The organism is Streptomyces sp. FXJ1.172 (assembly GCF_001636945.3).
Taxonomy (GTDB): domain Bacteria; phylum Actinomycetota; class Actinomycetes; order Streptomycetales; family Streptomycetaceae; genus Streptomyces.
Map to the genome: position 1 here is coordinate 5,464,400 of NZ_CP119133.2, position 26,650 is coordinate 5,491,049.

Genomic DNA, 26,650 nt, shown 5'->3' on the forward strand with positions numbered 1-26,650 from the left:
ATGTCTGTGGTCGAGCAGTACGCACGCGCCCACATCGTCACGGACGAGGAGGACCCGGGGGCCGTACCCGTAGTACTGCGGTACGACCCCGACAGCGATCCACGCTCGGTCCGGTTCGATCTGCCCGGCACCCACGAGGAGTGGACCTTCTCGCGCGCGCTGCTGGAACGAGGGCTGCGGGCACCGGCCGAGAGCGGCGACGTACGGGTGTGGCCGTGCGGGCGTGTGCAGGCCGTCGTGGAGTTCCACTCCGACAACGGTGTCGAGGTGATCCAGTTCGATTCGAAGGCACTGCTCACATTCCTGCGCCGCACCTACACCGCGGAACCCGTGGGGACCTGATCAGCCGCCCGTCTTCAAAAGGGCCGCGACGATCGGTCCGGCCGTGTCACCGCCGTGGCCGCCCGCCTGGACCACGCCCGCCGCGGCGAGGTCGCCCTTGTAGGCGGTGAACCAGCCGTTGGGCTTCTTCTGCCCGTCGACCTCGGCGGAGCCCGTCTTGGCGCCGTAGTCCCCGCTCATGCCCGCCATCGCCTTGGCGGCCGTGCCGTAGTCCGCCGTGAACCGCATGACGTCCTTCAGCTGGGACCGGGTCTTCGCCGACATCGTGCGCGAGGCCTTCGCCAGCGTGCGGTTGTCCACCGACGGGGAGACCAGGTACGGCTGGTGGAAGGTGCCCGCCTCGACCGTCGCCGCAACCGAGGCCATGTTCAGCGGGTTCATCCGCACCCCGCCCTGGCCGATCAGCGAGGCGCCCATCTGCGCGCCGCTCTGCACCGGCACGGAGCCGTCGAACGAGGGGACGCCGATGGCCCAGTCGTCCATGCCGAGGCCGTAGACCTGCTGGGCCTCCTTCGTCAGGTCGTCGTCGGACAGCTTCGGCGCGAAGTCGATGAAGGCGTTGTTGCAGGAGGCCCCGAAGCTCTGCTTGAACGTGCCCTTCTTGATCTCGGAGTTGTCGTCGTTGTGGAACGTCCAGCCGGCGAGCTTGTACGTCTTGGGGCACGGGTGGGAGGCGTCCGGCGTGATGAGCTTCTTCTCGAAGAGCATCGTCGACGTCACGATCTTCATCGTGGAGCCGGGCGCGAGGGAGCCCTGGAAGGCGACGTTGAAGCCGTGCCCGCTGTTGGCGACGGCGAGGATCTCACCCGTGGAGGGCCGCAGCACCACCACCGACGCCTGCGCCTGCTTGCCCACCTGCTGTTCGGCCGCCGCCTCGAGGGCGGGGTCCAGCGTCGTCCGCACCGTGCCCGGCGTGCCCTGGCTCAGCGCCACGAGCGTCTTGTCGGACAGCCCGGCCTTCTGCGACGCCTTGCCGCGCACCACACGCAGCTCGATGCCCGCCTTGCCGCCCGCCGTCTTGCCGTACTTCTCCCGCAGCCCGTCCAGCACCGGGCCCAGGGACGGGTACTTGGCGGCCGTCAGCTCGCCGCCGGCGCGGTCCAGGGCCTTGACGGGCGGAGTGCCGGACGCGCCCGTGACGAGGGTGTCGCCGTCCTTCAGCTCCGGCTGGACGACGGAGGAGTGCCAGCCGACCAGCGCCTCGCCGTCGCTCGCCCGCCGCACCACCGTGAGGGAACTGCCGTACGCCAGCGGCTTGCTGAGCTTGCCGTACGACACCGTTGCCTTGACGGAGAACGGCACCTTCGCGCCCGTGGCCGTGTCCGGGGTCAGCGTGACGTTCTTCAGGTGGGCGTCCTTGGCGACGCCGCCCAGCAGCGTGGCCGCCGCCTGGGCGTCGTCCGTGGCGGCGGCCGCCTCGGAGAGGCGGCCCTGCTGCCAGGCCGTCAGGAAGCGGGTGGCGGCCGTACGGACCTCGGCGGCGCTGGGCGGGCCGGTCTTGACGGCCTTGTGGTCGGCCGCGGCGGAGGTGCGCTCGTCGGCCGCCGCGCCGCCGCCGGTCAGCGCGTACACGCCGAACCCGACGCCGCCGACCACCACGGCGATCATCCCGCCGAGTACGGCGGGCCTCGTCGTCTTCCGTCGCTCGGCGACGCGCCTTCTCTGTCCCACAGCCTCAGTTCCTCCGTGCCTTCCCCAGGGTCCCCGCCGCCCCTTCACACTCCCCAACGACGGCAAACACCTTAAAGTCCCCGCCTTTGAGGGTGACGTCAGCCGGAAATCCGTAGCACGCTTGCGACAATCGGTCCGGCCGCGTCAACGCCGTGCCCGCCGTCCTGGGCCATCGCGGCGGCTGCCACGTCGTTGCGGTAGCCGGTGAACCAGCTGTTGGACCTGGACTGTCCGTCGACCTCCGCCGAGCCGGTCTTGGCGCCGATGTCGCCGCCGAGCCCGGCCATCACACCGGCCGCGGTGCCGCTGTGCGCGGCGCGGCTCATCATGGCGCGCAGCTGCTGGACCGTGCCGGGCGACAGCCCACGCGCGCGTGCCGGTTCGCGGCCGTCCAGGCCGAGCGGCACGATGACGGGCTGCCGGAAGGCGCCGGTCGTCGCGGTGGCCGTCACGGAGGCCAAGTTCAGGGGGTTCATCTGGACCTGGCCCTGGCCTATCAGACCGGCCGCGGTGTCCGGGCCGCCGGCGGCGGGGACCCTGCCGTCGAAGGAGGGGACGCCCACCTTCCAGTCGCCGCCGAGCCCGAACCGTTCCTGCGCCTCCCGCGTGAGGGAGTCGGTCCTCACCTCGTCGGCGAACTTCACGAACGCCGTGTTGCAGGACCGGGCGAAGCTCTCGGACAAGGTGGCGTGCTCGTCCGGCGCGAGGCCGTCGAGGTTGTGGAAGGTCTGGCTCTGCCAGACGGCCGACGGCGGGCAGGGCGCCGGGCCGTTCGCCGTGGTCAGTCCGGTGTCGATGAGGGTCGCCGCGCTGACGATCTTCATCGTGGAGCCGGGTGCGAGGGTGCCGAGGAAGGCCGCGTCGAAGCCGTCCGCGCGGTGGTTGGCGACGGCCAGGACCTCGCCGGTGCTCGGCTTGACCGCCACGACGGAGGACTCGGCGTACATCTGCACGGCCGCCTCGGCCGCCGCCTGCACGCTCGCGCTGAGCGTCGTGCGCAGCCTGCCCGGCCTGCCCTCGGCGAGCGTGAGGAGCGGGGTGTCCGCGTCGTCGCCCGCGTGACGGATCGCCAGCTCCACGCCGGCGGTGCCGCCCGCCTCGGCGCCGTACCGCTCGCGCAGCTGATCCAGAACGGGACCGAGGGAAGGGTACTTGTCCTTCGTCAGCACCGTGCCGTACCGGTCGACGGCCTCGACCGGCGGGGCCGGCGACTCACCGGTGGTGAGCGTGTCCCCCTCGCGCAACTGCGGATGGACGACCGACGGCCGCCAGTCGACCAGCGGGCGGTGCGAGGTCCGGCCGCGGACGACGGTCAGCGTGCTGCTGTAGGAGAGCGGCCGGGACCTCCCGTCGTACGACACCGTCGCCCTGACCGTGAACGGCACGCGCGTGCCGGCCACCGTGCCGGGTGTGACGTGCACCCCGGTGATGTGCGCGTCGCCGCTGTAGGCCGTCAGCAGCTCGCGGGCCGCCTGCGGGTAGTTCGTGTACGACGCCGCGGTCGCCGCGTCGCCCTTCTCCCAGGCGGCGAAGAAGCCCCTGGCGGCCCCCGTCACCTCGGCGCCGCCGGGCGGACCGGTCTGCACGCGCGCGTGGCCGCCCGCTCCACCGCCGCCGTCCGGCGCCGAGACGATGTTGTAGGCGCCGTACCCCCCGCCGCCCAGCACGACCACGCACACGGTGCCGACGAGGGCACCCTTCAGTCCTGCGCGCATCACGCGCTCCCCCTCCCCGTGCACCTTGTTGAACGTGTTCAAAAAAGGTTGCGAGGGGGACTGTACGCGCTTGTGAGGCTGCCGTGGTCCCTTTTGCGCCCGCCGGGCCGGCCGTGCCTAGACCCAGGTGTCCAGCCACATCCGCGACCGCCACTGGTCTATGGGGATCGCGGTGCCCGTGTACAGCGGCCAGAAGTAGATGAAGTTCCAGGCGATCAGCAGCACCAGCACGCCCGCCGCCGACGCGCCGACGACCCGGCGGGTGTCACCGGACCCCGGCGGGCCGATGATCGCGCCGATCATCATCGCCACCGCCAGGCACAGGAACGGCAGGAAGACGACCGCGTAGAAGAGGAAGATCGTGCGCTCCTGGTACATGAACCACGGGAGGTACCCCGCGGCGATGCCGCAGGCGATGGCACCGGCCCGCCAGTCGCGGCGGAACGCCCAGCGCCACAGCACGTAGAGGATCGCGAAGCAGGCCGCCCACCACAGCAGCGGCGTGCCGATCGCCAGCACCTCCCGGGCGCACTTCTGGCCCGCGTTCGCCGGGCAGCCGTCCTGCCCGGGGTTCGGGGACTCGTAGAAGTACGAGACCGGGCGGCCCAGCACGATCCAGCTCCACGGGTTGGACTGGTAGGTGTGCGGGGACGTCAGCCCGACGTGGAACTCGTACACCTCGTGCTCGTAGTGCCACAGGCTGCGCAGCCAGTCCGGCAGGAAGGCCCAGTTGCCGCCCTTGCCGTCGGTGGCCGCCCAGTTGCGGAAGTAGCCGCCCGTGCCGTTGCTCGGGGAGAGGATCCAGCCGAGCCAGGAGAGCAGGTAGACGGCGACGGCCAGCGGAACGGTCGCCACAAAGGCGATGCCGGTGTCGTACTTGAGAGCTGCGGCATACGGGTGATGGGCACCGGCCGTCCTGCGGGCGCCGACGTCCCACAGGACCGCCAGCACACAGAACGCGGCCAGGATGTACAGGCCGTTCCACTTGGTGCCGATGGCGAGGCCCAGCATCAGCCCGGCCGCCCAGCGCCAGGGGCGCAGGCCCAGGCGGAGGGTGTCGCCGACCTGCGCGTCCGGGCGGACCCGGCCGTCGGCGCCCACCGGCAGGGCGGCGGCCAGCCTCGCCCGTGACCGGTCCCGGTCGATGACCAGGCAGCCGAACGCGGCCACCACGAAGAACATCAGCACGCCGTCCAGCAGCGAGGTCCGGCTCATCACGAACTGCAGGCCGTCCAGCGCCATCAGCGTGCCCGCCAGGCAGCCGAGGAACGTCGAGCGGAAGATCCGGCGCCCGATCCGGCACAGCAGCAACACGGAGAGCGTGCCGAGCAGCGCGGTCATGAACCGCCAGCCGAACGGGTTGAACCCGAAGAGCATCTCGCCGAGCCCGATGACGTACTTGCCGACCGGCGGGTGCACGACGTACGCCGCGTCCGTCGGGATGGCGAGGTGGCCGTGCGTCTGCAGGACCAGGTCGTTGGCGTTCTTGTCCCAGTTGACCTCGAAACCGCGGTGGACCAGCGCCCAGGCGTCCTTGGCGTAGTACGTCTCGTCGAATATCACCGCGCGCGGGCTGCCCAGGTTCCAGAACCGCATCAGGCCCGCCATCAGGGTGACCAGCAGCGGGCCGCCCCAGCCCGACCAGCGGACGATCCGCTCGGCGAGGACCGGCGGCACACCGAGGGCCTGCCACAGCCGGGGAGCGGGCTCGGCGTACGGGGGCACCAGCCGGTCGCGTACGTCGCCGGACGGCGCGTCCTTGCCCGGTACGTACCCGAATCGGCGCAGCCGCTGCTGCCACGACGGCCGCTGGTCGTGCGGTGCCTGGCCCTGCCGGAGGTCCATGGAGGACGCGGTACTGGTCACCGCGCCATGGTAGGGAACCCTTCTGTGCGAGTCCCGTGCATGTGCGGTACCGGTGCGATCACGGTCGGTTTCCCGAGGTCCGGGCACCGTGCACGGGTTCCCGTGGGGCGGGCGGTCCCTGCGAGGATGGGAGCGTGACTGGAACCCTTGTCCTCGCAGGTACCCCCATCGGCGACATCGCGGACGCGCCGCCCCGGCTCGCCGAGGAGCTGGCCGGCGCCGACGTGGTCGCCGCCGAGGACACCCGGCGGCTGCGCCGGCTCACCCAGGCCCTCGGCGTCACGCCGGGGGGCCGCGTGGTGTCGTACTTCGAGGGCAACGAGTCCGCCCGCACGCCGGAGCTGGTCGAGGAGCTGCTCGGCGGCGCGCGCGTGCTGCTCGTGACCGACGCCGGGATGCCGTCGGTCTCCGACCCCGGCTACCGGCTGGTCGCCGCCGCCGTCGAGAAGGACATCCGGGTCACCGCGGTGCCCGGGCCGTCCGCCGTGCTGACCGCGCTCGCCCTGTCCGGGCTCCCGGTCGACCGGTTCTGCTTCGAGGGCTTCCTGCCGCGCAAGGCGGGCGAGCGGCTGTCCCGGCTGCGCGAGGTCGCGGACGAGCGGCGCACGCTCGTGTACTTCGAGGCCCCGCACCGCCTCGACGACACCCTCGCCGCCATGGCCGAGGTCTTCGGCACGGACCGGCGGGCCGCCGTCTGCCGCGAGCTGACCAAGACGTACGAGGAGGTACGGCGCGGTCCGCTGGGCGAGCTGGCGCGGTGGGCCGCGGAGGGCGTGCGCGGGGAGATCACCGTGGTGGTCGAGGGGGCGCCCGAGGCCGGGCCCGAGGAACTCGACGCGGAGGAACTCGTCCGGCGGGTGCGGGTGCGGGAGGAGGCCGGCGAGCGGCGCAAGGAGGCGATCGCGGCGGTGGCCGTGGACGCGGGGCTGCCGAAGCGGGTCGTTTTCGATGCCGTGGTCGCCGCCAAGCGCTCCGCCGGATAAGCCGTTCCGGAGCGCGCCCCGACTGCGGAAAACCCCCTCTGAGCAGGGGTGTTCTCGGGTGAGCGAATCGGCCATGGGAGGGCAAAAGGCTGTCGCCGATGGCAAAGGGAAGTCGGGTCGGACAGGGGCCATTCGGCAAGGAAGCGCCAAATCGCCTCCAACACTCGACAGGGCCGGATGCATTCGCGCCGCGGGAAGCGTCCACTGGTCGAAGGGACGAATTCGTCCCTCTGACCAGCGGACCAGAGGAGCTGGCATGAGCGAGATCGCAGGGCAGACCGGCCTCCGCGGTACGGCCACAGCCGTCGTCCACGAATCGTATTCGTTCGCCTGCATGCGGTGCGGGCACGGCTGGGAGCAGTCGTACGAGATAGAGCACCACACGGATGCCGAAGGGCAGGAGTTCGTGCTGTATGTGGCCGACGGCCGGGTCGTGCCGTCGCCGCTGAGCAAGCCCGGCTGCCACAACTGCGACGGCCACGTCGTGCGGATCATGCGCGCGGGGCAGGTCTCCTCGGTGCGCGGCGCGGCGCAGCACCACAGCGTGCCGCAGGCGGGCCCGGTCGAGACGCCGCAGGTGCCCGCGGTGGCCGCGGTGCCCCGCGAGCCGCACCACTGGCACCTGTCGGATCTCCTGCACCCGTTCCAGCGCAAGGCGGGCTGAGCGGACGGCCGGCGGCCGACGGGATGCCCCTTTCGTAGGATCGGGGCATGCCTTCGAACGCCGGCCGGAACGCCAAGGACGACAAGAACAGCGCACCGCCGCTCCCGGCGCCCCTCGGGGTGCCCGTCGCCGACTCCCACACCCACCTCGACATGCAGTCGGGCACGGTCGAGGAGGGCCTCGCGAAGGCCGCGTCGGTGGGGGTGACGACCGTCGTCCAGGTCGGCTGCGACATCAAGGGCTCGCAGTGGGCCGCCGAGACCGCGGCCGCGCACGACAGCGTCCACGCCACCGTCGCCCTGCACCCCAACGAGGCCCCGCGCATCGTCCACGGCGACCCCGACGGCTGGTCGCGGCAGGGCGCCCGCGGGCCGGGCGGCGACGCGGCGCTGGACGAGGCCCTCGCCGAGATCGACCGGCTGGCCGGGCTGCCCCAGGTCAGGGGCGTCGGCGAGACGGGCCTGGACTACTTCCGCACCGGTCCCGAGGGCAAGGCGGCCCAGGAGCGGTCCTTCCGCGCCCACATCGAGATCGCCAAGCGGCACGGCAAGGCGCTGGTCATCCACGACCGCGACGCCCACGCCGACGTCCTGCGCGTCCTCAAGGAGGAGGGCGCCCCCGAGCGCACCGTCTTCCACTGCTACTCCGGTGACGCCGAGATGGCGGGGATCTGCGCGCGCGAGGGCTACTTCATGTCCTTCGCCGGCAACGTCACCTTCAAGAACGCCCAGCACCTGCGGGACGCGCTCGCCGTCGCCCCGCTGGAACTGGTCCTCGTGGAGACCGACGCGCCGTTCCTGACCCCGGCGCCCTACCGGGGCCGGCCCAACGCGCCCTATCTGATTCCGGTCACGGTGCGCGCGATGGCCGACGTGCGCGGCATCGACGAGGACGCGCTGGCGACGGCGCTCGCCGCCAACACCGCCCGCGCCTTCGGCTACTGAGCACGCGCGCGTACGCGCAACAGTACGTAGTCGCGTCGCTTTGGAGAGTGACACTCGCTCCGCTAGGTTCTGGGGGCCCGATCCGGACCCCCTCTGGCACCTCTGGAGCGTGTCGGCGTGAGCAAGTCGCAGTACGAGACGTTCGAGACGCACGAGCCCTACGGCCGTGACGTGTCCGCCGAGCCGTACGGCCGCGGCCGTGGCATGTCCGTGCACGGCGCGGAGACCCTGCCGTACGCGCCGTACAGGGACACCTACCGGCCCGCCTACGAGGCGGAGGCGTACCTCGTCGCCGAGCCGGTGCTACCGCGGCAGGGCCGCGGCGCGCACGCCGGGAGCGCGGCGGAAGAAGAGGCGGCGTGCGTCGCCGAGGCGCGCGCCGCGGTGGGCGGGCGCGCAGCGCGCCGGCGCCAGGCGCGCTGCGCCGAGCGCCCCGAATCCGCCGTGCGCCGCCTGTTGCCGCAGGCGCTGGTCGTGGCCTTCCTGGCCGGCGGCACCAGCGCGTTCGTCGCCAACGACAAGGCGATCGAGCTGACCGTCGACGGAAAGCAGCGCACCCTGCACACCTTCGCCGACGATGTGCACGAACTGCTCGCCGACGAGGGCGTACGCACCGGGGCGCACGACATGGTCGTACCCGCCCCCGGCACGGTGCTCGCCGGCGGGGACACCGTCGCCGTGCGCTACGGGCGCCCGGTCCGGCTCACACTGGACGGTGAACGGCGCGAGGTGTGGACGACGGCCCACACGGTGGAGGGGGCGCTGGACGAACTGGGGGTGCGCGCGGAGGGCGCGTATCTGTCCACTTCGCGCTCCCAGAACATCGGGCGCGCCGGGCTCGACCTCGACGTGCGCACCGAGCGCGCCGTCACGATCATGGCGGACGGCCGGCCCCGCACCATCCGCACCAACGCGGCCACCGTCCGCGAGGCGGTCGAGGAGGCCGGGGTCACGCTGCGCGGCGAGGACACCACGTCCGTGCCCGCCGACAGCTTCCCGCGCGACGGGCAGACGATCACCGTGCTGCGGGTCAGCGGCACCCGGGAGATCCGCGAGGAGCAGATCCCGTTCACGACCGAGCGGACCGAGGACCCCTCCCTCTTCAAGGGCACCGAGGTCATCGAGCCCGGGCAGACCGGACTGCGCCGCGACACCTACCTGCTGCGCACCGTCAACGGGGTCCGCGAGAAACCGCGCCGCGAGACGTCCGAGGTGGTGCGCAAGCCGCGCCCGCAGGTCGTGCGGGTGGGCACCAAGCCGCTGCCGGCCTCCGCGGACGGCGCCGACGGCCTGAACTGGCGCAGCCTCGCCGCCTGCGAGTCCGGTGGCCGCCCGAACGCGGTCGACCCCTCGGGGACGTACGGCGGGCTCTACCAGTTCGACGCACACACCTGGCACAGCCTCGGCGGCAGCGGACGCCCGCAGGACGCATCGGCCGAGGAGCAGACCTTCCGCGCCAAGAAGCTGTACAAGCGGCAAGGGGCGACACCCTGGCCGCACTGCGGGGCACGCCTGCACGGCTGAGCAGCTCGTACGGCCCCGTACCCTTGTCCCGTGAGCAGCCCCACCTCCGACGCCCTTCTCGGACCCGCCGACATCCGTGAACTGGCGGCCGCGCTCGGTGTACGTCCCACCAAGCAGCGCGGCCAGAACTTCGTGATCGACGCCAACACGGTCCGCCGTATCGTCCGTACCGCCGAGGTCCGGCCCGACGACGTGGTCGTCGAGGTCGGCCCGGGGCTCGGCTCGCTCACCCTCGCGCTGCTCGAGGCCGCCGACCGGGTCACCGCCGTCGAGATCGATGACGTGCTGGCCGGGGCGCTGCCCGCGACCATCGCCGCGCGCATGCCGGAGCGCGCCGATCGGTTCGCGCTGGTCCACTCCGACGCGATGCACGTCACCGAGCTGCCCGGCCCCGCGCCGACCGCCCTGGTGGCGAACCTGCCCTACAACGTCGCCGTGCCCGTGCTGCTGCACATGCTCGACACCTTCCCGACCATCGAGCGCACCCTCGTCATGGTGCAGTCCGAGGTCGCCGACCGGCTGGCCGCCGCGCCCGGCTCGAAGGTGTACGGCGTGCCGTCCGTGAAGGCCAACTGGTACGCCGAGGTGAAGCGGGCCGGAGCCATCGGCCGCAACGTCTTCTGGCCCGCGCCCAATGTCGACAGCGGACTGGTCTCCCTGGTCCGGCGGACCGAGCCGATCAGGACGACGGCCGCCAAGAAGGATGTCTTCGCGGTGGTCGACGCGGCCTTCGCGCAGCGCAGGAAGACCCTGCGGGCGGCGCTCGCCGGCTGGGCCGGATCCGCCGCCGCCGCCGAGGCCGCCCTGGTCGCCGCCGGGATCTCGCCGCAGGCGCGCGGGGAGGCGCTGACGGTGGAGGAGTTCGCCCGGATCGCCGAGCACAAGCAGCAGGGGGAGAGCGGCAAGTGAGCGTGACCGTACGCGTCCCGGCCAAGGTCAACGTCCAGCTGGCGGTCGGCGCCGCCCGGCCCGACGGGTTCCACGACCTCGCCAACGTCTTCCTCGCCGTCGGCCTGTACGACGAGGTCACCGTCACCCCGGCCGACGAACTCCGCGTGACCTGCGAGGGCCCGGACGCCGCCGAGGTCCCCCTGGACCGCACGAACCTCGCCGCGCGGGCCGCGATCGCCCTCGCCGGGCGCCGGGGCATCGAACCGAACGTCCACATCCACATCGCCAAGGACATCCCGGTCGCCGGCGGCATGGCGGGTGGCAGCGCGGACGGCGCGGGCGCGCTGCTCGCCTGCAACACGTTGTGGGGCACGGGTGCGTCGCGGGCCGAACTCCTCGCCGTGTGCGCCGAGTTGGGCAGCGATGTGCCGTTCAGCCTGGTGGGCGGGGCCGCGCTCGGTGTGGGGCGGGGCGAGCAGCTGACCGTCCTGGAGACCGGCGGCACCTTCCACTGGGTGTTCGCGATGGCCGAGCGCGGGCTGTCGACCCCGGCGGTCTTCCGCGAATTCGACCGGCTGGCCGAGGGGCGGGAGATTCCGGAGCCGGTGGCGTCGGCGGAGCTGCTGGAGGCGCTGGCGAAGGGGGACGCCGAAGCACTGGCCGCGGCGGTCTCCAACGACCTTCAGCCTGCGGCCCTGTCCCTGTTCCCGGAGCTGGCGGACACGCTGGAGGCGGGGCGCGGAGCGGGCGCGCTCGCCGCGCTGGTGTCCGGTTCCGGTCCTACGACGGCGTTCCTCGCGCGTGACGCCGAGACGGCGGAGAAAGTGGCGGCGGCCCTGCGGGCGTCGAGGACGTGCAGGGCCGTGCGGACGGCGGCGGGGCCGGTGGCGGGGGCTACGGTTCTCTAGGGCCTCAGAGTTCGTCGATCGCCGTCAGGTCGATGTCGATGGGGTAGGGCTTGTCGACCTTGACGCGGTCCCGGTAAGTGCCGGTCGACCGGTACGTGCCTGTGTCCGCCGAGAGTTCGAAGACCTCGATGACAGGGTGGTCGTGCGGCTCGGTCATCTCGACCAGCCAGTAGTACTGGATACCTGCCGCCGCGTACTTGTGCGCCTTGGTGAGCCTGTCGCGGGCCTCGGACTCCGGAGAGATGACCTCTACGGCGAGCACCACGTCCTTTCCCTCGAAGTACGTCTGGTCCGGTCCCTTCTTCGCAGCGGCTTTGATCACGGAGATGTCGGGCTCGGGGCCATTGCGGCGATCCAGTACGACCGTCATCTCACGAGCGGCCTTCAGATCGGACGGCACGGTTTGGCGCAGGCCGCTCACCAGCAAGTCAATCGTGGCGAAGTGGAAGTAGCGCTGCGGGCTCGCGAGGACCAGGCTCCCGTCGATCAACTCTGTGCGGCGGGAGATCCGGCAAGGTGAGCAGATCGTCGACGGTGTAGCCGTCCAGCGGGGGCATTCGCCATCCGGGCTGCTCAGCACGCTGGGCGGTCATGGTTCCTCCCATGGGCAAGATCCTGCTGCCTGCCCTCCACGGTAGCGGCACGTTCCCGATCACGTCATCACAAAGAGTGACCACCCCCTCGCGCCCCGCCCCCACCCCCCGAGGCCCTACGCTAGAAGGCTGACCGACCCCCGCACGCAGGAGTGAAATGGCCGTCAACCTGGTCAATGTCGAGAACGTCAGCAAGGTGTACGGCACCCGTGCCCTGCTGGACGGCGTCTCGCTCGGCGTGTCGGAAGGGGACCGGATCGGGGTCGTCGGACGCAACGGCGACGGCAAGACCACCCTCATCCGGATGCTCGCCAAGCTGGAGGAGGCCGACACCGGACGCGTGACGCACTCCGGCGGGCTGCGGCTCGGCGTGCTCACCCAGCATGACTCCCTCGACCCGGCCGCCACGGTCCGGCACGAGGTCATCGGCGACATGGCGGACCACGAGTGGGCCGGAAACGCCAAGGTCAGGGATGTGCTGACCGGGCTGTTCGGCGGGCTGGACCTGCCGGGCTTCCCGAAGGGGCTCGACACCGTCATCGGACCGCTCTCCGGTGGTGAGCGGCGCCGGATCGCGCTCGCCAAGCTGCTCATCGAGGAGCAGGACCTGCTCGTCCTCGACGAGCCCACCAACCACCTCGACGTCGAGGGCATCGCCTGGCTCGCCCGCCACCTGCAGAACCGCCGCTCGGCGCTGGTCTGCGTGACCCACGACCGGTGGTTCCTCGACCAGGTCTGCACGCGCATGTGGGACGTGCAGCGCGGCGACGTGTACGAGTACGAGGGCGGCTACTCCGACTACGTCTTCGCGCGGGCCGAGCGCGAGCGCATCGCGGCCACCGAGGAGGCCAAGCGGCAGAACCTGATCAGGAAGGAGCTGGCCTGGCTGCGGCGCGGCGCCCCCGCACGCACCTCCAAGCCGCGTTTCCGGGTCGAGGCCGCCAACGATCTGATCGCGGACGTACCGCCGCCGCGGGACAGCAGCGAGCTGATGAAGTTCGCCTCCTCGCGGCTGGGCAAGACGGTCTTCGACCTGGAGAACGTCACCGTGCAGGCCGGGCCGAAGGTGCTGCTCAAGCACGTCACCTGGCAGCTGGGCCCCGGCGACCGGATCGGCCTCGTCGGCGTGAACGGCGCCGGCAAGACCTCGCTGCTGCGGGCCATGGCCGAGGCGGCCCGCACGGAGGGCGAGGCGCAGCCGACGGGTGGCCGTATCGCCGTCGGCAAGACCGTCAAGCTCGCCTACCTCTCCCAGGAGGTCGCCGAGCTGAACCCGAACACGCGGGTCCTGGAAGCCGTCCAGCAGGTGCGCGAGCGCGTCGACCTCGGCAAGGGGCGCGAGATGACCGCCGGGCAGCTGTGCGAGACGTTCGGCTTCAGCAAGGAGAAGCAGTGGACGCCGGTCGGGGACCTGTCCGGTGGTGAACGCCGCCGCCTGCAGCTGCTGCGCCTCCTCATGGACGAGCCCAACGTCCTCTTCCTGGACGAGCCCACCAACGACCTCGACATCGAGACCCTCACCCAGCTCGAGGACGTCCTCGACGGCTGGCCCGGCTCGATGATCGTCATCTCCCACGACCGCTTCTTCGTCGAGCGCACCACCGACCGGGTCTTCGCCCTCCTCGGTGACGGCGCCCTGCGGATGCTGCCGCGCGGTATCGACGAGTACCTGGAGCGGCGACAGCGCATGGAGGAGGCGGTTGCCGCGCAGGCCGCCGCCGCGGCGCCCAAGCCGGCCACGGCGGAGAAGAGCGCCGCCGACCAGCGCGCCGCCAAGAAGGAACTCCAGAAGATCGAGCGCCAGTTGGACAAGATCTCCGAGAAGGAGACCAGGCTGCACGCCCGGATCGCCGAGAACGCCACCGACTTCGCGAAGGTCGCGGAGCTGGACGCCGAGTTGCGCGATCTGGCCGGGGAGCGCGAGGAACTGGAGCTGCGCTGGCTGGAGTTGGCAGAGGACGCGTAAGGCCCACCTCTTTGGAACAGCCCTGCGCGCGGATCGATTCAAGCCGCGCGCAGGGCTGTTGCGTGCGCCGCGTGAAGGGGGCGTGAAGGCGCATAACGGCGGCGTCACGGGCCGGTCCTCCCTTGGGAACAGCGCCGGATCCGGGCCCGTGTGCTGTCAGTGCCGGGTGATAGAAAGGGCCGTCTGACAACTGTCTGAGAAGCGACCTTGGGTCCGTCACGGCCCCGAGGACGTGGCTAAAAATCAGTGAACGGGGGAAGAGCGCTGATGACTCAGCCACCCAACCAGCCGCCGCACGGCGGCTTCGGAGCGCCGCAGGACCAGCCGCCACAGGGCGGATTCGGTCCCCCGCAGACGCCACCGGCGCAGGGCGGATTCGGCGCCCCGAACGCCCCGCAGAACCCGCCGGCCGCCCCCGGCGGCCCCGGCATACCCCCCACTCCGCCGCCGCCGGCCCAGCCGCCGGCCGCCCCGCCTGCGCCTCCCGGCCCGCCGGCCCAGCAGCCGCAGCCGCCCCAGCCGGGTTACGGCCATCCCCAGCAACCGGGCCCGTACGGCGCCCCGGCCGCGCCCGGCGCGCCGGGCCCCTACGGCTACCCGCAGCAGCCCCAGCAGCCGGGCCCCTACGGGGCGGCGCCGCAGCCCGGTTACGGCTACCCGCAGCAGCCGCAGTACCCGGGCGCTCCCGGCACCGCGCCCGCCGGCAAGAAGAAGACGGCGCTGGTCATCGGTGCCGCGGCGGCCGCGCTGCTCGTCATAGGCGGCACGGTGTACGCGGTCACGAGCGGCGGCGGCGACGGCAAGAAGAAGCCGGTCGCCCAGCAGAGCGACGGCCCGGGGCACTCCGCCTCCGCTTCGCCGAGCGCGTCCAGCGGGGGCGACGACCCGGAGAACCTCAACGCGGGCCGGAAGGCCGGCGAGGCCAAGGTGCTCTGGTACCAGTCGGCCCCGGACGCCCCGGCCTCCGGCGCCGACGCGCCCGGCATGTGGATCACGGACAAGGCGGCGGTGAAGGCGGCGTACAAGCAGGTCTTCGCCTACGGCGTCGGGGACGGCAAGCCCGCCTGGGGGCCCATCACCTTCCCGCAGAAGATCTGCGCGGTCACCTCGCAGAAGTCGGCCGACGACAAGGTCGTCGTGGCGTACATGAACGGCGCCGGTGACAGCGCCAAGTGCAACCAGCTCCAGCAGATCGACCTGGACACCGGCCAGAAGGGCTGGAGCGGGCAGGTCGCCGACGGCGGGCTGTTCGACAGCGCGCTCAACGTCGAGCTGACCGTGACCGGCAAGACGCTGCTGGTGGCCCGTTCGGAGTCGGGCACGGCGTACGACATCGACAGCGGCAAGAAGCTGTACGACAAGACGAAGTACGGCCAGGCCTGCTTCCCGGCCGCGTACGCGGGCGGCACGAACCGGCTGATCCAGGTCTCCTCCTGCGCCTCCGGCACGGACAGCGAGCACGACGAGATCCAGGAGCTGGACCCGGCCACCGGCAAGGTCAAGTGGACCCAGCCGGTGAAGAAGGGCTGGCAGGTCTCGCGGACGTTCTCCGTCGACCCGCTGGTGGTCTACCTGACCAACCAGGACAAGAAGGCCTGGAACATCTCCACCTTCACCCAGGACGGCAAGTTCCGCTCCGAGGTCAAGGTCGACGAGAAGTTCGGGCCCCGCTGCGGCTGGCAGATCCTCGAACGCGATCTCCAGGGCTGCCAGGGCGTCGTGGCGGACGCCGACACGCTGTACCTGCCGACGGACACCACCAGCAGCGCCAACCAGATCGTCGCGATCAGTCTCGCCGACGGCAAGGAGAAGTGGCGGGCCAAGTCCCCGGCGGACGAGCCGATGTACCCGATGAAGGAGGAGGGCGGCAAGCTCGTCGCGTACGTGCAGCCGTCGTACGACGCGGGCGGCCAGGTGGTGTCGCTCCCGGTCACCGGCTCCTCCCACGCCACCACCAAGCTGCTGCAGAACCCGTCGGGCACGGCCGAGATCGAGGACACCTTCTACGACGGCGTCATCGACTGGTCCGGCGGGCGGTTCTTCATCTCTTCCGGCCGGCTGTCCGGCAGTGACCAGGCGAAGGAGAAGCTGATCATGGCTTTCGGCAACTGAGCCGCCAGGCGATTCCCTCCCGTTCGTACCGAGTCACCGAATCCCCAGTGCCGTCCGGCCTGCCGAGCCTCTCCGAGGTACCTCCGCCATGACCCAGCCGCCCCCTCCGCCGCCCAACCAGCCCCCGCAGCAGGGTGGTTTCGGCCCTGTGAACCCGCCCGCGGGCCCGCCCCCGAGCCCCTCCCTGGACAAGCCGCCGGCCGCCCCGCCGACGCCCCCCGCCCCGCCGGCCCAGCAACCTCCCCAGCCGCAGGCGCAGCCGCCCCAGCCCCAGCCCGGGTACGGCTATCCGCAGCAGGCCCCGGCCCCGCAGCCGCCCCAGCCCGGCTACGGCTACCCCGGCCCGCAGCAGAGCCCGTACGGGCAGCAGCCGGCCGCCCCGTACGGGGCCGCGCCGCAGAACCCGTACGCGCAGCCCACCCAACCCATGCAGGCCGGGCAGCCGGGCTACGGCTATCCGGGCCAGCCGCCGACCGTGCCGATGCAGCCGCAGCCGGGACAGAGCGGCGGCGGGCGGAACAACACCACGCTGTTCATCGTCGTGGCGGCGGTCGTCGCCATCGCGCTGATCGTCGGCGGCGGGCTGTGGTACGCCAAGTCCTCCGGCGGCGACGACAAGAAGCACAACACCGCCTCCTCCAGCGGCGGTTCGGCCGGCGGGAGCGGCGGCACCGGAGGCACGTCCACCGGCAAGGAGAAGGTGCCCGCGAACCCTGCCGCGCACGTGCTCTTCCAGGTGCCCCTGCCCACCTCGGACGACACGACCAGCACGGCGGGTTCGTGGCTGACCGACAAGGTGTACGCCAAGAGCGGCGTCGCCGAGGTCGTCGGCTACGACCCGGTCAAGGGCACCAAGCTGTGGACGATCAAGCTGCCCGGCCCGATCTGCGCGGCCAGTCAGCACGTCACGTCCGACGACCGGACCGCGATCGTGTACCAGCCGAAGTGGGACACGAAGAACAAGATCGGCGGGTGCACGCAGATCGCCGCGCTCGATCTTGACGCCGGCAAGAAGCTGTGGACGCAGTCGGTCAAGTCCGGTGACTCCCCGGTCAACTACCAGAACGTGACGGTCGCTCAGCGCACCGTCGCGGTCGGTGACACCGACGGCGGCGCCGCCTTCGACCTCGACTCGGGCAAGGCGCTGTGGCTGCCGAAGCCGGGCGACAACTGCTACGACGCGGGCTACGGCGGCGGCGACAGGCTGGTCGCGGTGCGCCACTGCGGACAGTCCGACAACGAGCAGCTCAGCATCCAGACCCTCGACCCGAAGACCGGGAAGGTGATCTCCGAGTACCGGATGGACCCGGGGATCCAGTACGCCGCCATCGTCTCCAGCGACCCGCTGGTGGTGGCCGCCGACGTCGGCGACGGCGCCGGTGACGGCAGCGGCGTCTCGGACTACTTCTCCATCGACGGCAAGACCGGCAAGCTGCTCGCGCACATCTCCGCGCCCGGCAACACCTACGGGGGCCGCTGCGACGGCATCACCCGCATCGAGTACTGCAAGGAGATCGTCGCGGGCAACGGCAAGCTGTACCTGCCGACCGAGGAGCACGACGGCTCGGGCCAGTACAGCAAGACCAACGAGGTCGTCGCCTTCGACCTGAACACCGGCAAGCCGACCGGGCAGCGTGTCGAGGCCGGCGACGGCTATCTGCTGGCCCCGCTGCGCATGGACGGCGGCAACCTGATCGCCTACGACCGGCCGCCGTACGACAAGGGCGGCCAGATCGTCAGCATCGACGGCGGGTCCTTCAAGATGACCAAGCTGCTGGAGAACCCGTCCGCGCAGAGTTCGCGTGACGTGGAGACCACCATGCTGCCGGACTACGCGGAGATCCTCTTCGCCAAGGGCCACCTGTACATGTCGCAGGTCTTCGCCCAGCGCAAGGGCACCACGTCGTACAGCAAGGAAGACCTGGTGGTGGCGTTCGGCACGGACGGCTGACGGCCCGGCCGGCGCCGCCCCGGCTCTCGCCCGAACGGGTGACATACCAAGAAGTGCCCCGGAGTTCATCGATCCGGGGCACTTCTCATCGAGAGGGGCAGCAATACGTCGAACAAGCGTGTAGCTTCCGGGGGCATGAAGGGCGAGGTGCCGGGGGGCCCTCTGTCCTTGCGGACCGGTGGACGTCCATAGTGGGGCATCCATGGGGGGGACTGGGGGGTTGCTCTATGGGAGTACGGCTCATGGTCGTCGACGACCATCGCCTGCTCGCGGAGGCGCTGGCGTCGGCGCTCAAGCTGCGCGGGCACCGGGTGCTCGCCGCCGCGGCGCCGGCCGCGGGCGCGGCGGACCTGGTGATCGCGCGGGCGCCGGAGGTGTGCCTGCTGGGCACGGCGGCACCGGCCGAGCCGGGGGTCTTCGACCCGGTGGTGAAGATCAAGCGGGAGCGGCCGCAGGTGGCGGTGGTGGTGCTCGGCCCGGTGCCGTCGCCGCGGGGCATCGCGGCGGCGTTCGCGGCGGGGGCGTCGGGGTACGTCCGGCACGACGAGCGGATCGAGGGCGTCGAGCGGGCCATCATGAAGGCCCGGGCGGGGGAAGCGGCGGTGGCGCCGCAGCTGCTCCAGGGCGCCTTCGGGGAACTGCTCAATCCGGCGGCCCAGCCCGACGACGAGGCGCAGCGGCTGCTGGAGATGCTCACACCGCGGGAGGTGGAGGTCCTGGTCCGGGTGGCCGACGGCGAGGACACCCGCCTGATCGCGGCCGGCATGGGCATCGCCCCGAGCACCGCACGCACGCATGTGCAGCGGGTCCTGATGAAACTGGGCGTGGGGTCGAGGCTGGAGGCGGCGGCGCTGGCCGCGCGGACGGGGTTGCTGGACCGGGCGGGCCCACTGAACCCTGGCCCTGAATAGGGCACCGGCGCTGTGGCCGGTCACGTTCGGGCGCTGCTCGCTGGGAGGTGCCGCTGCGCCCACCCGTGCCGCCCCAGCGGCACGACTGCCCGCAGCCGCGGCCACGACGAGCCCGCGGCCGGGGGACGGCCCCGAAGCGCAACGGCGCAACCGCCCCCCGGCGGACGCTCACTCCTCCGGCGAACCCTCCGGAGGAAGCGGCTGCGGCGCCGCAGGCCTCAGCTTCAGCCAGGCCAGGAAGAAGATGCCCAGCAACAGCATGCCGATCCCGGTCCAGAGGTTGATGTTGACGCCCTGGGCCTTGTCGATGGCCGACTGGGAGTCGGTGATGCCGGTGATCGTGACGATGACGCCGTACACCACGAACAGGCCGCCGATGATGCGGCGCAGGTCGAAGATGCGGGCCGCGGTCGCGGACTTGCTCTCCAGCTCGGTGACTTCCCGCTGGACGTCCGCCTCGCTGTAGTGGAAGCCCTCGTGACGGTGGTCGGAGTGCTCTGCGTGGTCGGGGTTTTCGCTCATGGTTCCTCGGTCCTTCCGCGTCAGAGCGAGAACGGGATGTAGCAGGCGGCGGCCAGGACGACCGCGCCCCAGCCCAGCAGGGCCGGCTTGCGGTACCAGGCCTCGTCACCGGGCGCGGGTGCCTCGGACATGCCGGGGGAGCGGGTGCCGTAGACCAGGCCCTGCAGTTCCCCGGCCGGCTTGGGCTTGGTGAACAGGGACACCGCGACCATCACGACCGCGCCGGCGACGAAGCCCGCGATCGCGGAGACGAAGTTGGCGCCCTGGTCGGTGGGGATCGAGATGATGCCCTTCTTGTAGAAGACGAAGTAGTTGACCATCGCGGTCACGGTGCCCGCGAGCAGGCCCCAGAAGCCGGACTTGGCGGACGCGCGCTTCCAGAACATGCCGACGATGAAGACGACGAACATCGGCACGTTGAAGAAGGAGAACAGCGTCTGCAGGTAGCTCATGATGTTCGAGAACGACGACGCCAGGAACGCCGTGCCGACCGATGCGAGGACACCGATCACGGTGATCAGGCGGCCGAAGCGGACGTAGTAGGAGTCCTCGCGGTCGCGCACCACGTACTTGGCCCAGATGTCGTTCGTGAACACGGTGTTGAAGGACGACACGTTGGCCGCCATGCCCGCCATGAAGGCCGCCAGCAGACCGGTGACCGCGATGCCGAGCACGCCGTTGGGCAGCAGCTCCTGCATCAGGTACGGGATGGCGTCGTTGTACTGCAGGCCCGAGCCGCTGGTGCCGATCTTCGGCACCAGCGCCGCGGCGACCAGGCCCGGGATCATCACCAGGAAGACGATGAAGATCTTCGGGTAGGCGGCGATCAGCGGGGTGCGCCGGCTCGCGGAGAGGTTCTTCGCGGACAGGGCGCGCTGCACCTCGGCGAAGTTCGTCGTCCAGTAGCCGAAGGAGAGGACGAAGCCGAGTCCGAGGACGATGGTCAGCCAGTTCGCGCCGAGCGGGTTGGCGCTGCCGATGCCGGTCCCGCCCCACGCGGTCGTGAAGTTGTGGCCGTGGGTGGCGGTGAGCTTGTCGGTCAGCCCGCCCCAGCCGCCGACCTTCTTCAGGCCGAGCACGGTGATCGGGATGAGGGCGGCCAGGATCACGAAGAACTGGAGCACCTCGTTGTAGATCGCCGAGGAGAGGCCGCCGAGGGTGATGTACGCGAGGACGAAGGCGCCGGCCACCACGATCGCGACCCACTGCGGCCAGCCCAGCAGCGCCTCGACGACGATCGCGAGGGCGTAGAGGTTGACGCCCGCGATCAGGATCGCGGCGAACGCGAACAGGATCGAACTGAGCAGGTGGGCGGCCCGGTCGAAGCGCAGGAGCAGGAACTCGGGGACCGAGCGGACCTTGCTGCCGTAGTAGAAGGGCATCATCACCAGGCCCAGGAAGACCATGGCCGGGATGGCGCCGATCCAGTACCAGTGCACCGTGTAGGCGCCGTACTGGGCGCTGTTCGCGGCCATGCCCAGGATCTCGGTGGCCGCCAGGTTCGCCGAGATGAAGGCGAGGCCGGTGATCCAGGCGGGCAGCGAGCGACCCGAGAGGAAGAAGTCGAGGCTGGTCTTCACGGAGCGGCGGGCGGCGAAGCCGATGCCGAGCACGACGACGAAGTAGATCGCCAGGATCGTGTAGTCCAGCCCGTTGGTGGGGAGCCGTAGCCCCGCCGCCAGGTAGGCGTGGTCGTATGTGGGGGTTTGCATGAGAACTCGCTTCGTTGCGCGAACTGATCCAGAGCGGAACCTACGCCTCCGCGTTTAGTTATTGAACACTTCTGTTGGTGTTCTTTGTTTGATTGTGATGATCCTAGGCGTTGTCGGGTTGTGGTCTGTTATGTTTGATTGTGTTGAGTGATTGGGTGCGGGACGTAGAGGAGTCCGGCGTTGAAGAAGACCTCGACACGGCTGGCCGACGGTCGTGAGCTGATCTACTACGACCTTCGGGACGACACCGTGCGGGACGCCGCCGACCGCCGTCCCCTGGACCGTACGGTGACCACGTCCGAGATCCGCCGGGACGTGCTGCTCGGCGACGCGGTGGCGATCGCCTCGCACCGCCAGGGCCGCACCTACCACCCGCCGGCCGACGAGTGCCCGTTGTGCCCGACGCGGGGCGAGCGGCTCAGCGAGATCCCGGACTCGTCGTACGACGTCGTCGTCTTCGAGAACCGCTTCCCCTCCCTCGCCGGCGACTCCGGCCGCTGCGAGGTCGTCTGCTTCACTTCCGACCACGACGCCTCCTTCGCCGACCTCAGCGAGGAGCAGGCGCGCCTGGTGCTGGAGGCGTGGACGGACCGCACCTCGGAGCTGTCGCATCTGCCCTCCGTCGAACAGGTCTTCTGTTTCGAGAACCGGGGCGAGGAGATCGGCGTGACCCTCGGCCACCCGCACGGACAGATCTACGCCTACCCCTTCACCACCCCGCGCACCGCCCTGATGCTGCGCTCGCTCGCCGCCCACAAGGAGGCGACCGGCGGGGAGAACCTCTTCGACGCGGTCCTGCAGCGGGAACTGGCCGGTGAGCGGGTCGTTCTTGAGGGTGAGCACTGGGCCGCCTTCGTGCCGTACGCGGCGCACTGGCCGTACGAGGTGCACCTGTACCCGAAGCGTCGCGTGCCCGACCTGCTCGCGCTCGACGAGGCGGCACGCACAGAGTTCCCCCAGGTGTATCTGGAACTCTTGAGGCGCTTCGACCGGATCTTCGGCACCGGTGAGCCTCCGACGCCGTACATCGCGGCCTGGCACCAGGCCCCGTTCGGCGCGCTGGAGGAGTTCGACGGCGTGACGCGGGACGACTTCGCGCTCCACCTCGAGCTTTTCACCATCCGCCGCACTTCCGGCAAGCTGAAGTTTCTCGCGGGTTCCGAGTCCGGCATGAGCGTGTTCATCAACGACGTGCCGCCGGAGCGCGCGGCCGAGCGACTGCGAGAGGTAGCGAGTTCATGAAGTACCTGGTGACGGGTGGGGCGGGTTACGTCGGCAGCGTGGTCGCCCAGCACCTGCTGGAGGCCGGCCACGAGGTGACGGTCCTCGACAACCTCTCCACCGGCTTCCGCGAGGGCGTCCCGGCCGGCGCCGCCTTCGTCGAGGGCGACCTCCGCGACGCCGCCAAGTGGCTCGACCCCTCCTACGACGGTGTGCTGCACTTCGCCGCGTCCTCGCAGGTCGGCGAGTCGGTGGTGAAGCCGGAGAAGTACTGGGACAACAACGTCGCCGGTTCCCTGGCTCTCCTCGGCGCCATGCGCGACGCGGGCGTGCGCCGCCTGGTCTTCTCCTCCACGGCGGCGACGTACGGCGAGCCGGAGCAGGTCCCGATCGTGGAGAGCGCCCCGACGAAGCCGACCAGCGCCTACGGGGCCACCAAGCTCGCCGTCGACCACATGATCACCAGCGAGGCGATCGCCCACGGCCTGGCCGCGGTGTCGCTGCGCTACTTCAACGTGGCGGGCGCGTACGGCGTCTACGGCGAGCGGCACGACCCCGAGTCGCACCTGATCCCGCTGGTCCTGCAGGTCGCCCAGGGCCGCCGGGACGCGATCTCGGTCTACGGCGACGACTACGCGACCCCCGACGGCACCTGCGTACGCGACTACATCCACGTCGCGGACCTGGCCGAGGCCCACCTGCTGGCCCTGACGGCCGCCCGGCCGGGCGAGCACCTGATCTGCAACCTCGGCAACGGCAACGGCTTCTCCGTCCGCGAGGTCATCGAGACGGTCCGCCGGGTCACCGGCCACCCGGTCCCCGAGACCGTCGCCCCGCGCCGCGGCGGCGACCCGGCCGTCCTGGTCGCCTCGGCCGAGGCGGCCCGCGAGAAACTGGGCTGGAACCCGTCCCGCGCGGACCTCGCCGGGATCGTCGCGGACGCCTGGGAGTTCGCACAGCACATCGCTAAGGAGCACTAGTGGGGGCACAGCAGGTCGCGCAGCGCTTCACCGAGCTGTACGGGGCGCAGCCGGAGGGTGTGTGGGCGGCGCCGGGCCGGGTCAACCTGATCGGCGAGCACACCGACTACAACGACGGCTTCGTCATGCCGTTCGCGCTGCCGCACCGGGCGACCGCGGCGCTCGCGCGCAGGGACGACGGCGTGCTGCGGCTGCACTCGGCGGACATCGAGGGCGGCGTGGCGGAACTGCGCCTGGACACCCTCGCCCCCGGGAGCGACGAGAACTGGACGGCGTACCCGGCGGGCGTGGTCTGGGCCCTGCGCGAGGCGGGCCACGCGGTCACGGGCGCCGACGTCCACCTCTCCTCGACGGTCCCGACCGGTGCCGGCCTGTCCTCCTCGGCGGCCCTGGAAGTCGTGATCGCGCTCGCCCTCAACGACCTCTACGGCCTCGGCCTGCAGCGCTGGCAGCTGGCCCGCCTGTGCCAGCGCGCCGAGAACGTCTACGTCGGCGCGCCGACCGGCATCATGGACCAGACGGCCTCGGCCTGCTGCGAGCAGGGCCACGCGCTCTTCCTCGACACCCGCGACCTGTCCCAGCGGCAGATCCCCTTCGACCTCGCGGCCGAGGGGCTGCGCCTGCTGGTGGTCGACACCCAGGTCAAGCACGCGCACAGCGGCGGTGAGTACGGCAAGCGCCGGGCCGGCTGCGAGAAGGGCGCGGCCCTGCTCGGCGTCGACGCCCTGCGCGACGTCCCGTACGCCGGGCTGGACGCGGCGCTGGAGCGGCTCGGCGACGAGGCGGAGGTACGGCGCCTGGTCCGGCACATCGTGACGGAGAACCACCGGGTCGAGCGGGTCGTGGAACTCCTCCGGGCCGGCGACACCCGCGCCATCGGCCCGGTCCTCACCGAGGGTCACGCCTCCCTGCGCGACGACTTCCGGATCTCCTGCCCCGAGCTGGACCTGGTCGTCGACACGGCGCTGGCCACCGGCGCCCTGGGCGCCCGGATGACGGGCGGCGGCTTCGGCGGCTCGGCGATCGTCCTGACGGAGGCCGCCGACGTCGACACGCACACCAAGGCCGTCGAAGAGGCCTTCGCGGCGGCGGGCTTCACGGCCCCGCGCGTCTTCGAGGCGGTGCCCTCGGCGGGGGCCCGGCGGCTGGTCTGACTCCGCGGTGCCGCTCTCACGGCGCCGACAGCCGCTTGGTCAAGGTGTACTCCGTGATCCCCGGTGGATAGCCGGGGATCACGCACTTCACCTCGTAGCCCTGTTTCTCGTAGAAGCGCGGGGCCTGGAAGTCCCAGGTCTCCAGGCGGGACGCGGTGCAGGCGCGGTCGGTGGCGGCGATGTGTTCCGCCCTCGCCAGCAGGTGCGAACCGAGGCCCGTGCCACGGTGGGCGGCGTCGACCCACAGGTAGGTGACGTGCAGCCAGGTCGCCCAGGTGTGGCCGACCAGGCCGCCCGCCAGCTCGCCGGCCTCGTCCAGCGCCCAGACGTGGAGGGGGACTTCGCGTGCCCCGGGCGTGCCGCGCAGGGCGGCCAGCACCGGGGACGCCGCCGTGTTGGTGTCCCGCAGCCGCGAGCGGAGCAGATCACGTCGGTCTTTGTCGACTTCCGCCTCAATACGAAACATGCGCCACACGATAAACGCGTCCGACGGCCAGTTCTGCAAATCGGCTTCCGCTGCGTGCTCGCATCCGTACTCTGAGGAGCAGCACCGGTGGGGGCCGGTGCCGATCAGGGGGCGAGACATGCGGGTACGACGCCCGCGGTGGGGGTAGCAGTCTCCGCGACGGCGGCGGCCGTGCGGCGCGCGTCCTCTCCGTGGGTGTCGTACCCGTGCGGGTCGTCGTTCTCCAGCGCCTTTTCCCGGATCACCGCCGGGCGTTTCCAAACCTTGGGTGTCCCCTGCTCCGCGCGGAGCCCGGGGAAGGGGGTTTCGTGGTTCGTATCCGAGTCCTGGTCGTGGACGACCACCGCATCTTCGCCGAGTCGCTCGCCGCCGCCCTGGCCGCCGAGCCGGACGTCGACGTCTCCGCCGCCGGCAGCGGCCCCGCCGCGCTGCGCTGTCTGGAGCGCGCCGCCGCCGAGGGCCGCCGCTACGACGTCCTCCTGGTCGACGCCGACCTGGGCGGCAACGTGCCCGGCAGCCGCCCGGCCGTGCCGGTGCAGGAGGGCAACGAGGAAGGGCTCGTCGACGGGATCTCGCTGGTCACGGGCGTGCGCGCCGCCCAGCCCGGCGTACGGACCGTCGTGCTCGCCGAGAAGGACGACCCCCGGCGGGCGGCGCTCGCGCTCCAGGCCGGCGCCTCGGGGTGGGTCGCCAAGGACTGCTCGCTGTCGCGGCTGCTGACGGTGATCCGGGGGGTGCTGCGCGACGAGACGCACCTGCCGCCCGCCCTGCTCACCGGCGTGCTGAAGGAGCTGACGGCCGCGCGCCGGCACCGCACCGAGAGCGAGCGGCTGGTCGAGGCCCTCACGCCCAGGGAGCGGGAGGTGCTGCGCTGCATGGTCGCCGGGCTGGGCAGGAAGGCCGTCGCCGAGCGGCTGTTCCTCTCCCCGCACACCGTGCGCACCCATATGCAGAACGTCCTCGGCAAGCTCGGCGTCCACTCCACGCTGGCCGCCGTGGCACTCGCCCGGCGCGCCGGAGTCGGCCCGGCCGACCTAGCCGGGGATGTTGTCGAACGGGGCGGTCAGCTGGCGTAGCAGCCCGGCCAGCTCCGCACGCTGGGCGCGGGACAGCTCGGCGAGGATCGCCCGTTCCTGCTCCAGCAGACCCGCGAGCGCCTCGTCGGCGCGGTCCCGGCCGGTGTCGGTCAGCCGGACCAGCACGCCCCGCCGGTCACTCGGGTCGGGCAGCCGTTCCACCAGGCCCTTCTTCGCCAGCCGGTCGATCCGGTTGGTCATGGTGCCCGACGTGACCAGCGTCTGGGTCAGCAGCTGGCCGGGGGAGAGCTGGTACGGCGTGCCCGCGCGCCTGAGCGCGGTCAGCACGTCGAACTCCCAGGGCTCCAGCTGGTGCTCGGAAAAGGCGAGCCGGCGTGCGCGGTCCAGGTGCCGGGCGAGTCTGCTCACCCGGCTGAGCACTTCCAGCGGCTCCACGTCGAGGTCCGGGCGCTCCCGGCGCCACGCTGCGACCAGCCGATCGACCTCGTCCTCCATGGCGATCAGTGTAGTGGTTGTG

At 71.5% G+C, this 26,650-nt stretch carries 23 protein-coding genes and 1 pseudogene; 15 read left to right on the forward strand and 9 right to left on the reverse strand.

The genetic code is table 11. The annotated features are described in order from the left end of the window. On the forward strand, positions 1 to 342 hold the full coding sequence (locus A6P39_RS24510) for an SsgA family sporulation/cell division regulator (protein WP_067050054.1): 342 nt from the start codon (positions 1 to 3) through the stop codon (positions 340 to 342). On the opposite strand, the gene A6P39_RS24515 is transcribed toward A6P39_RS24510, so the two are convergent. The 3 genes from A6P39_RS24515 to A6P39_RS24525 all read right to left on the reverse strand — a co-directional run bounded on the left by A6P39_RS24515 (position 343) and on the right by A6P39_RS24525 (position 5,594). Continuing rightward, entirely contained in the window at positions 343 to 2,013 is a 1,671-nt protein-coding gene (locus A6P39_RS24515) for a penicillin-binding transpeptidase domain-containing protein (RefSeq protein ID WP_067050051.1), read from the reverse strand. Between the two features lie 98 nt (positions 2,014 to 2,111). Continuing rightward, positions 2,112 to 3,728 carry a penicillin-binding transpeptidase domain-containing protein gene (locus A6P39_RS24520; protein ID WP_067050049.1) on the reverse strand — a complete coding sequence of 539 codons (1,617 nt, stop codon included), beginning with the start codon at positions 3,726 to 3,728 and terminating at the stop codon, positions 2,112 to 2,114. A gap of 117 nt (positions 3,729 to 3,845) precedes the next feature. Next, entirely contained in the window at positions 3,846 to 5,594 is a 1,749-nt protein-coding gene (locus A6P39_RS24525) for a dolichyl-phosphate-mannose--protein mannosyltransferase (protein WP_067050046.1), read from the reverse strand. A 134-nt stretch (positions 5,595 to 5,728) separates the two neighbouring features. On the opposite strand from A6P39_RS24525, the gene rsmI reads away from it, so the two are divergent. The 6 genes from rsmI to A6P39_RS24555 all read left to right on the forward strand — a co-directional run bounded on the left by rsmI (position 5,729) and on the right by A6P39_RS24555 (position 11,508). After that, positions 5,729 to 6,577, forward strand: coding sequence for a 16S rRNA (cytidine(1402)-2'-O)-methyltransferase (gene rsmI, locus A6P39_RS24530; RefSeq protein ID WP_067050043.1), 849 nt, complete (start codon positions 5,729 to 5,731; stop codon positions 6,575 to 6,577). Positions 6,578 to 6,833: 256 nt separating this feature from the next. After that, positions 6,834 to 7,241 (forward strand): hypothetical protein, encoded by a 408-nt coding sequence (locus A6P39_RS24535; protein WP_067050040.1) that lies wholly within the window; start codon positions 6,834 to 6,836, stop codon positions 7,239 to 7,241. A gap of 47 nt (positions 7,242 to 7,288) precedes the next feature. Continuing rightward, positions 7,289 to 8,185 carry a TatD family hydrolase gene (locus A6P39_RS24540; protein ID WP_067050037.1) on the forward strand — a complete coding sequence of 299 codons (897 nt, stop codon included), beginning with the start codon at positions 7,289 to 7,291 and terminating at the stop codon, positions 8,183 to 8,185. Between the two features lie 117 nt (positions 8,186 to 8,302). Beyond that, a complete protein-coding gene (locus tag A6P39_RS24545) occupies positions 8,303 to 9,709 on the forward strand; it encodes a resuscitation-promoting factor (protein ID WP_067050034.1) in 1,407 nt (468 codons plus the stop codon). 30 nt (positions 9,710 to 9,739) lie between these two features. Beyond that, a complete protein-coding gene (gene rsmA, locus A6P39_RS24550) occupies positions 9,740 to 10,618 on the forward strand; it encodes a 16S rRNA (adenine(1518)-N(6)/adenine(1519)-N(6))-dimethyltransferase RsmA (RefSeq protein ID WP_067050031.1) in 879 nt (292 codons plus the stop codon). Next, positions 10,615 to 11,508 carry a 4-(cytidine 5'-diphospho)-2-C-methyl-D-erythritol kinase gene (locus A6P39_RS24555; RefSeq protein ID WP_067050028.1) on the forward strand — a complete coding sequence of 298 codons (894 nt, stop codon included), beginning with the start codon at positions 10,615 to 10,617 and terminating at the stop codon, positions 11,506 to 11,508. Before rsmA ends, A6P39_RS24555 begins: the two co-directional genes overlap by 4 nt. A gap of 4 nt (positions 11,509 to 11,512) precedes the next feature. On the opposite strand, the pseudogene A6P39_RS24560 reads toward A6P39_RS24555, so the two are convergent. Beyond that, positions 11,513 to 12,101: pseudogene (locus A6P39_RS24560) on the reverse strand (Uma2 family endonuclease). Positions 12,102 to 12,258: 157 nt separating this feature from the next. Here A6P39_RS24560 and A6P39_RS24565 point away from each other — a divergent pair. The 4 genes from A6P39_RS24565 to A6P39_RS24580 all read left to right on the forward strand — a co-directional run bounded on the left by A6P39_RS24565 (position 12,259) and on the right by A6P39_RS24580 (position 19,041). Next, positions 12,259 to 14,067, forward strand: coding sequence for an ABC-F family ATP-binding cassette domain-containing protein (locus A6P39_RS24565; RefSeq protein ID WP_067050024.1), 1,809 nt, complete (start codon positions 12,259 to 12,261; stop codon positions 14,065 to 14,067). A 267-nt stretch (positions 14,068 to 14,334) separates the two neighbouring features. Next, positions 14,335 to 16,179, forward strand: a complete 1,845-nt coding sequence (locus A6P39_RS24570) for an outer membrane protein assembly factor BamB family protein (protein WP_067050021.1) — start codon at positions 14,335 to 14,337, stop codon at positions 16,177 to 16,179. A gap of 88 nt (positions 16,180 to 16,267) precedes the next feature. After that, on the forward strand, positions 16,268 to 18,130 hold the full coding sequence (locus A6P39_RS24575) for an outer membrane protein assembly factor BamB family protein (RefSeq protein ID WP_079133548.1): 1,863 nt from the start codon (positions 16,268 to 16,270) through the stop codon (positions 18,128 to 18,130). A 227-nt stretch (positions 18,131 to 18,357) separates the two neighbouring features. Further along, complete coding sequence (locus tag A6P39_RS24580) at positions 18,358 to 19,041, forward strand: helix-turn-helix transcriptional regulator (RefSeq protein ID WP_079133547.1); 684 nt, start codon at positions 18,358 to 18,360, stop codon at positions 19,039 to 19,041. Positions 19,042 to 19,209: 168 nt separating this feature from the next. On the opposite strand, the gene A6P39_RS24585 is transcribed toward A6P39_RS24580, so the two are convergent. Both A6P39_RS24585 and A6P39_RS24590 read right to left on the reverse strand, forming a co-directional pair. Beyond that, entirely contained in the window at positions 19,210 to 19,563 is a 354-nt protein-coding gene (locus tag A6P39_RS24585; RefSeq protein WP_067050015.1) for a hypothetical protein, read from the reverse strand. A gap of 20 nt (positions 19,564 to 19,583) precedes the next feature. Further along, entirely contained in the window at positions 19,584 to 21,275 is a 1,692-nt protein-coding gene (locus A6P39_RS24590; protein ID WP_067050012.1) for a sodium:solute symporter family protein, read from the reverse strand. Between the two features lie 180 nt (positions 21,276 to 21,455). Between A6P39_RS24590 and galT the strand changes: the two genes are divergently transcribed. Genes galT through galK form a run of 3 tightly spaced genes read left to right on the forward strand, consistent with a single transcriptional unit; the run spans position 21,456 to position 24,630 of the window. Then, positions 21,456 to 22,517: a galactose-1-phosphate uridylyltransferase gene (gene galT, locus A6P39_RS24595; RefSeq protein ID WP_067050009.1), complete on the forward strand. Its 1,062-nt coding sequence runs from the start codon at positions 21,456 to 21,458 to the stop codon at positions 22,515 to 22,517. Next, positions 22,514 to 23,476 (forward strand): UDP-glucose 4-epimerase GalE, encoded by a 963-nt coding sequence (gene galE, locus A6P39_RS24600; RefSeq protein WP_067050006.1) that lies wholly within the window; start codon positions 22,514 to 22,516, stop codon positions 23,474 to 23,476. Before galT ends, galE begins: the two co-directional genes overlap by 4 nt. Then, positions 23,476 to 24,630, forward strand: a complete 1,155-nt coding sequence (gene galK, locus A6P39_RS24605) for a galactokinase (protein ID WP_067050003.1) — start codon at positions 23,476 to 23,478, stop codon at positions 24,628 to 24,630. The genes galE and galK overlap by 1 nt, the downstream gene beginning before the upstream one ends. Before the next feature lie 16 nt (positions 24,631 to 24,646). Here the strand turns inward: galK and A6P39_RS24610 are convergent, their stop codons facing one another. Continuing rightward, on the reverse strand, positions 24,647 to 25,096 hold the full coding sequence (locus A6P39_RS24610; protein WP_067050183.1) for a GNAT family N-acetyltransferase: 450 nt from the start codon (positions 25,094 to 25,096) through the stop codon (positions 24,647 to 24,649). A 104-nt stretch (positions 25,097 to 25,200) separates the two neighbouring features. Continuing rightward, positions 25,201 to 25,341, reverse strand: a complete 141-nt coding sequence (locus tag A6P39_RS24615; protein ID WP_159396119.1) for a hypothetical protein — start codon at positions 25,339 to 25,341, stop codon at positions 25,201 to 25,203. 63 nt (positions 25,342 to 25,404) lie between these two features. On the opposite strand from A6P39_RS24615, the gene A6P39_RS24620 reads away from it, so the two are divergent. Then, positions 25,405 to 26,172, forward strand: coding sequence for a LuxR C-terminal-related transcriptional regulator (locus tag A6P39_RS24620; RefSeq protein WP_067050000.1), 768 nt, complete (start codon positions 25,405 to 25,407; stop codon positions 26,170 to 26,172). Here A6P39_RS24620 and tamR read toward each other — a convergent pair. Next, on the reverse strand, positions 26,131 to 26,628 hold the full coding sequence (gene tamR, locus A6P39_RS24625; RefSeq protein WP_067049998.1) for a MarR family transcriptional regulator TamR: 498 nt from the start codon (positions 26,626 to 26,628) through the stop codon (positions 26,131 to 26,133). The genes A6P39_RS24620 and tamR overlap by 42 nt on opposite strands. Positions 26,629 to 26,650: the final 22 nt, after the last annotated feature.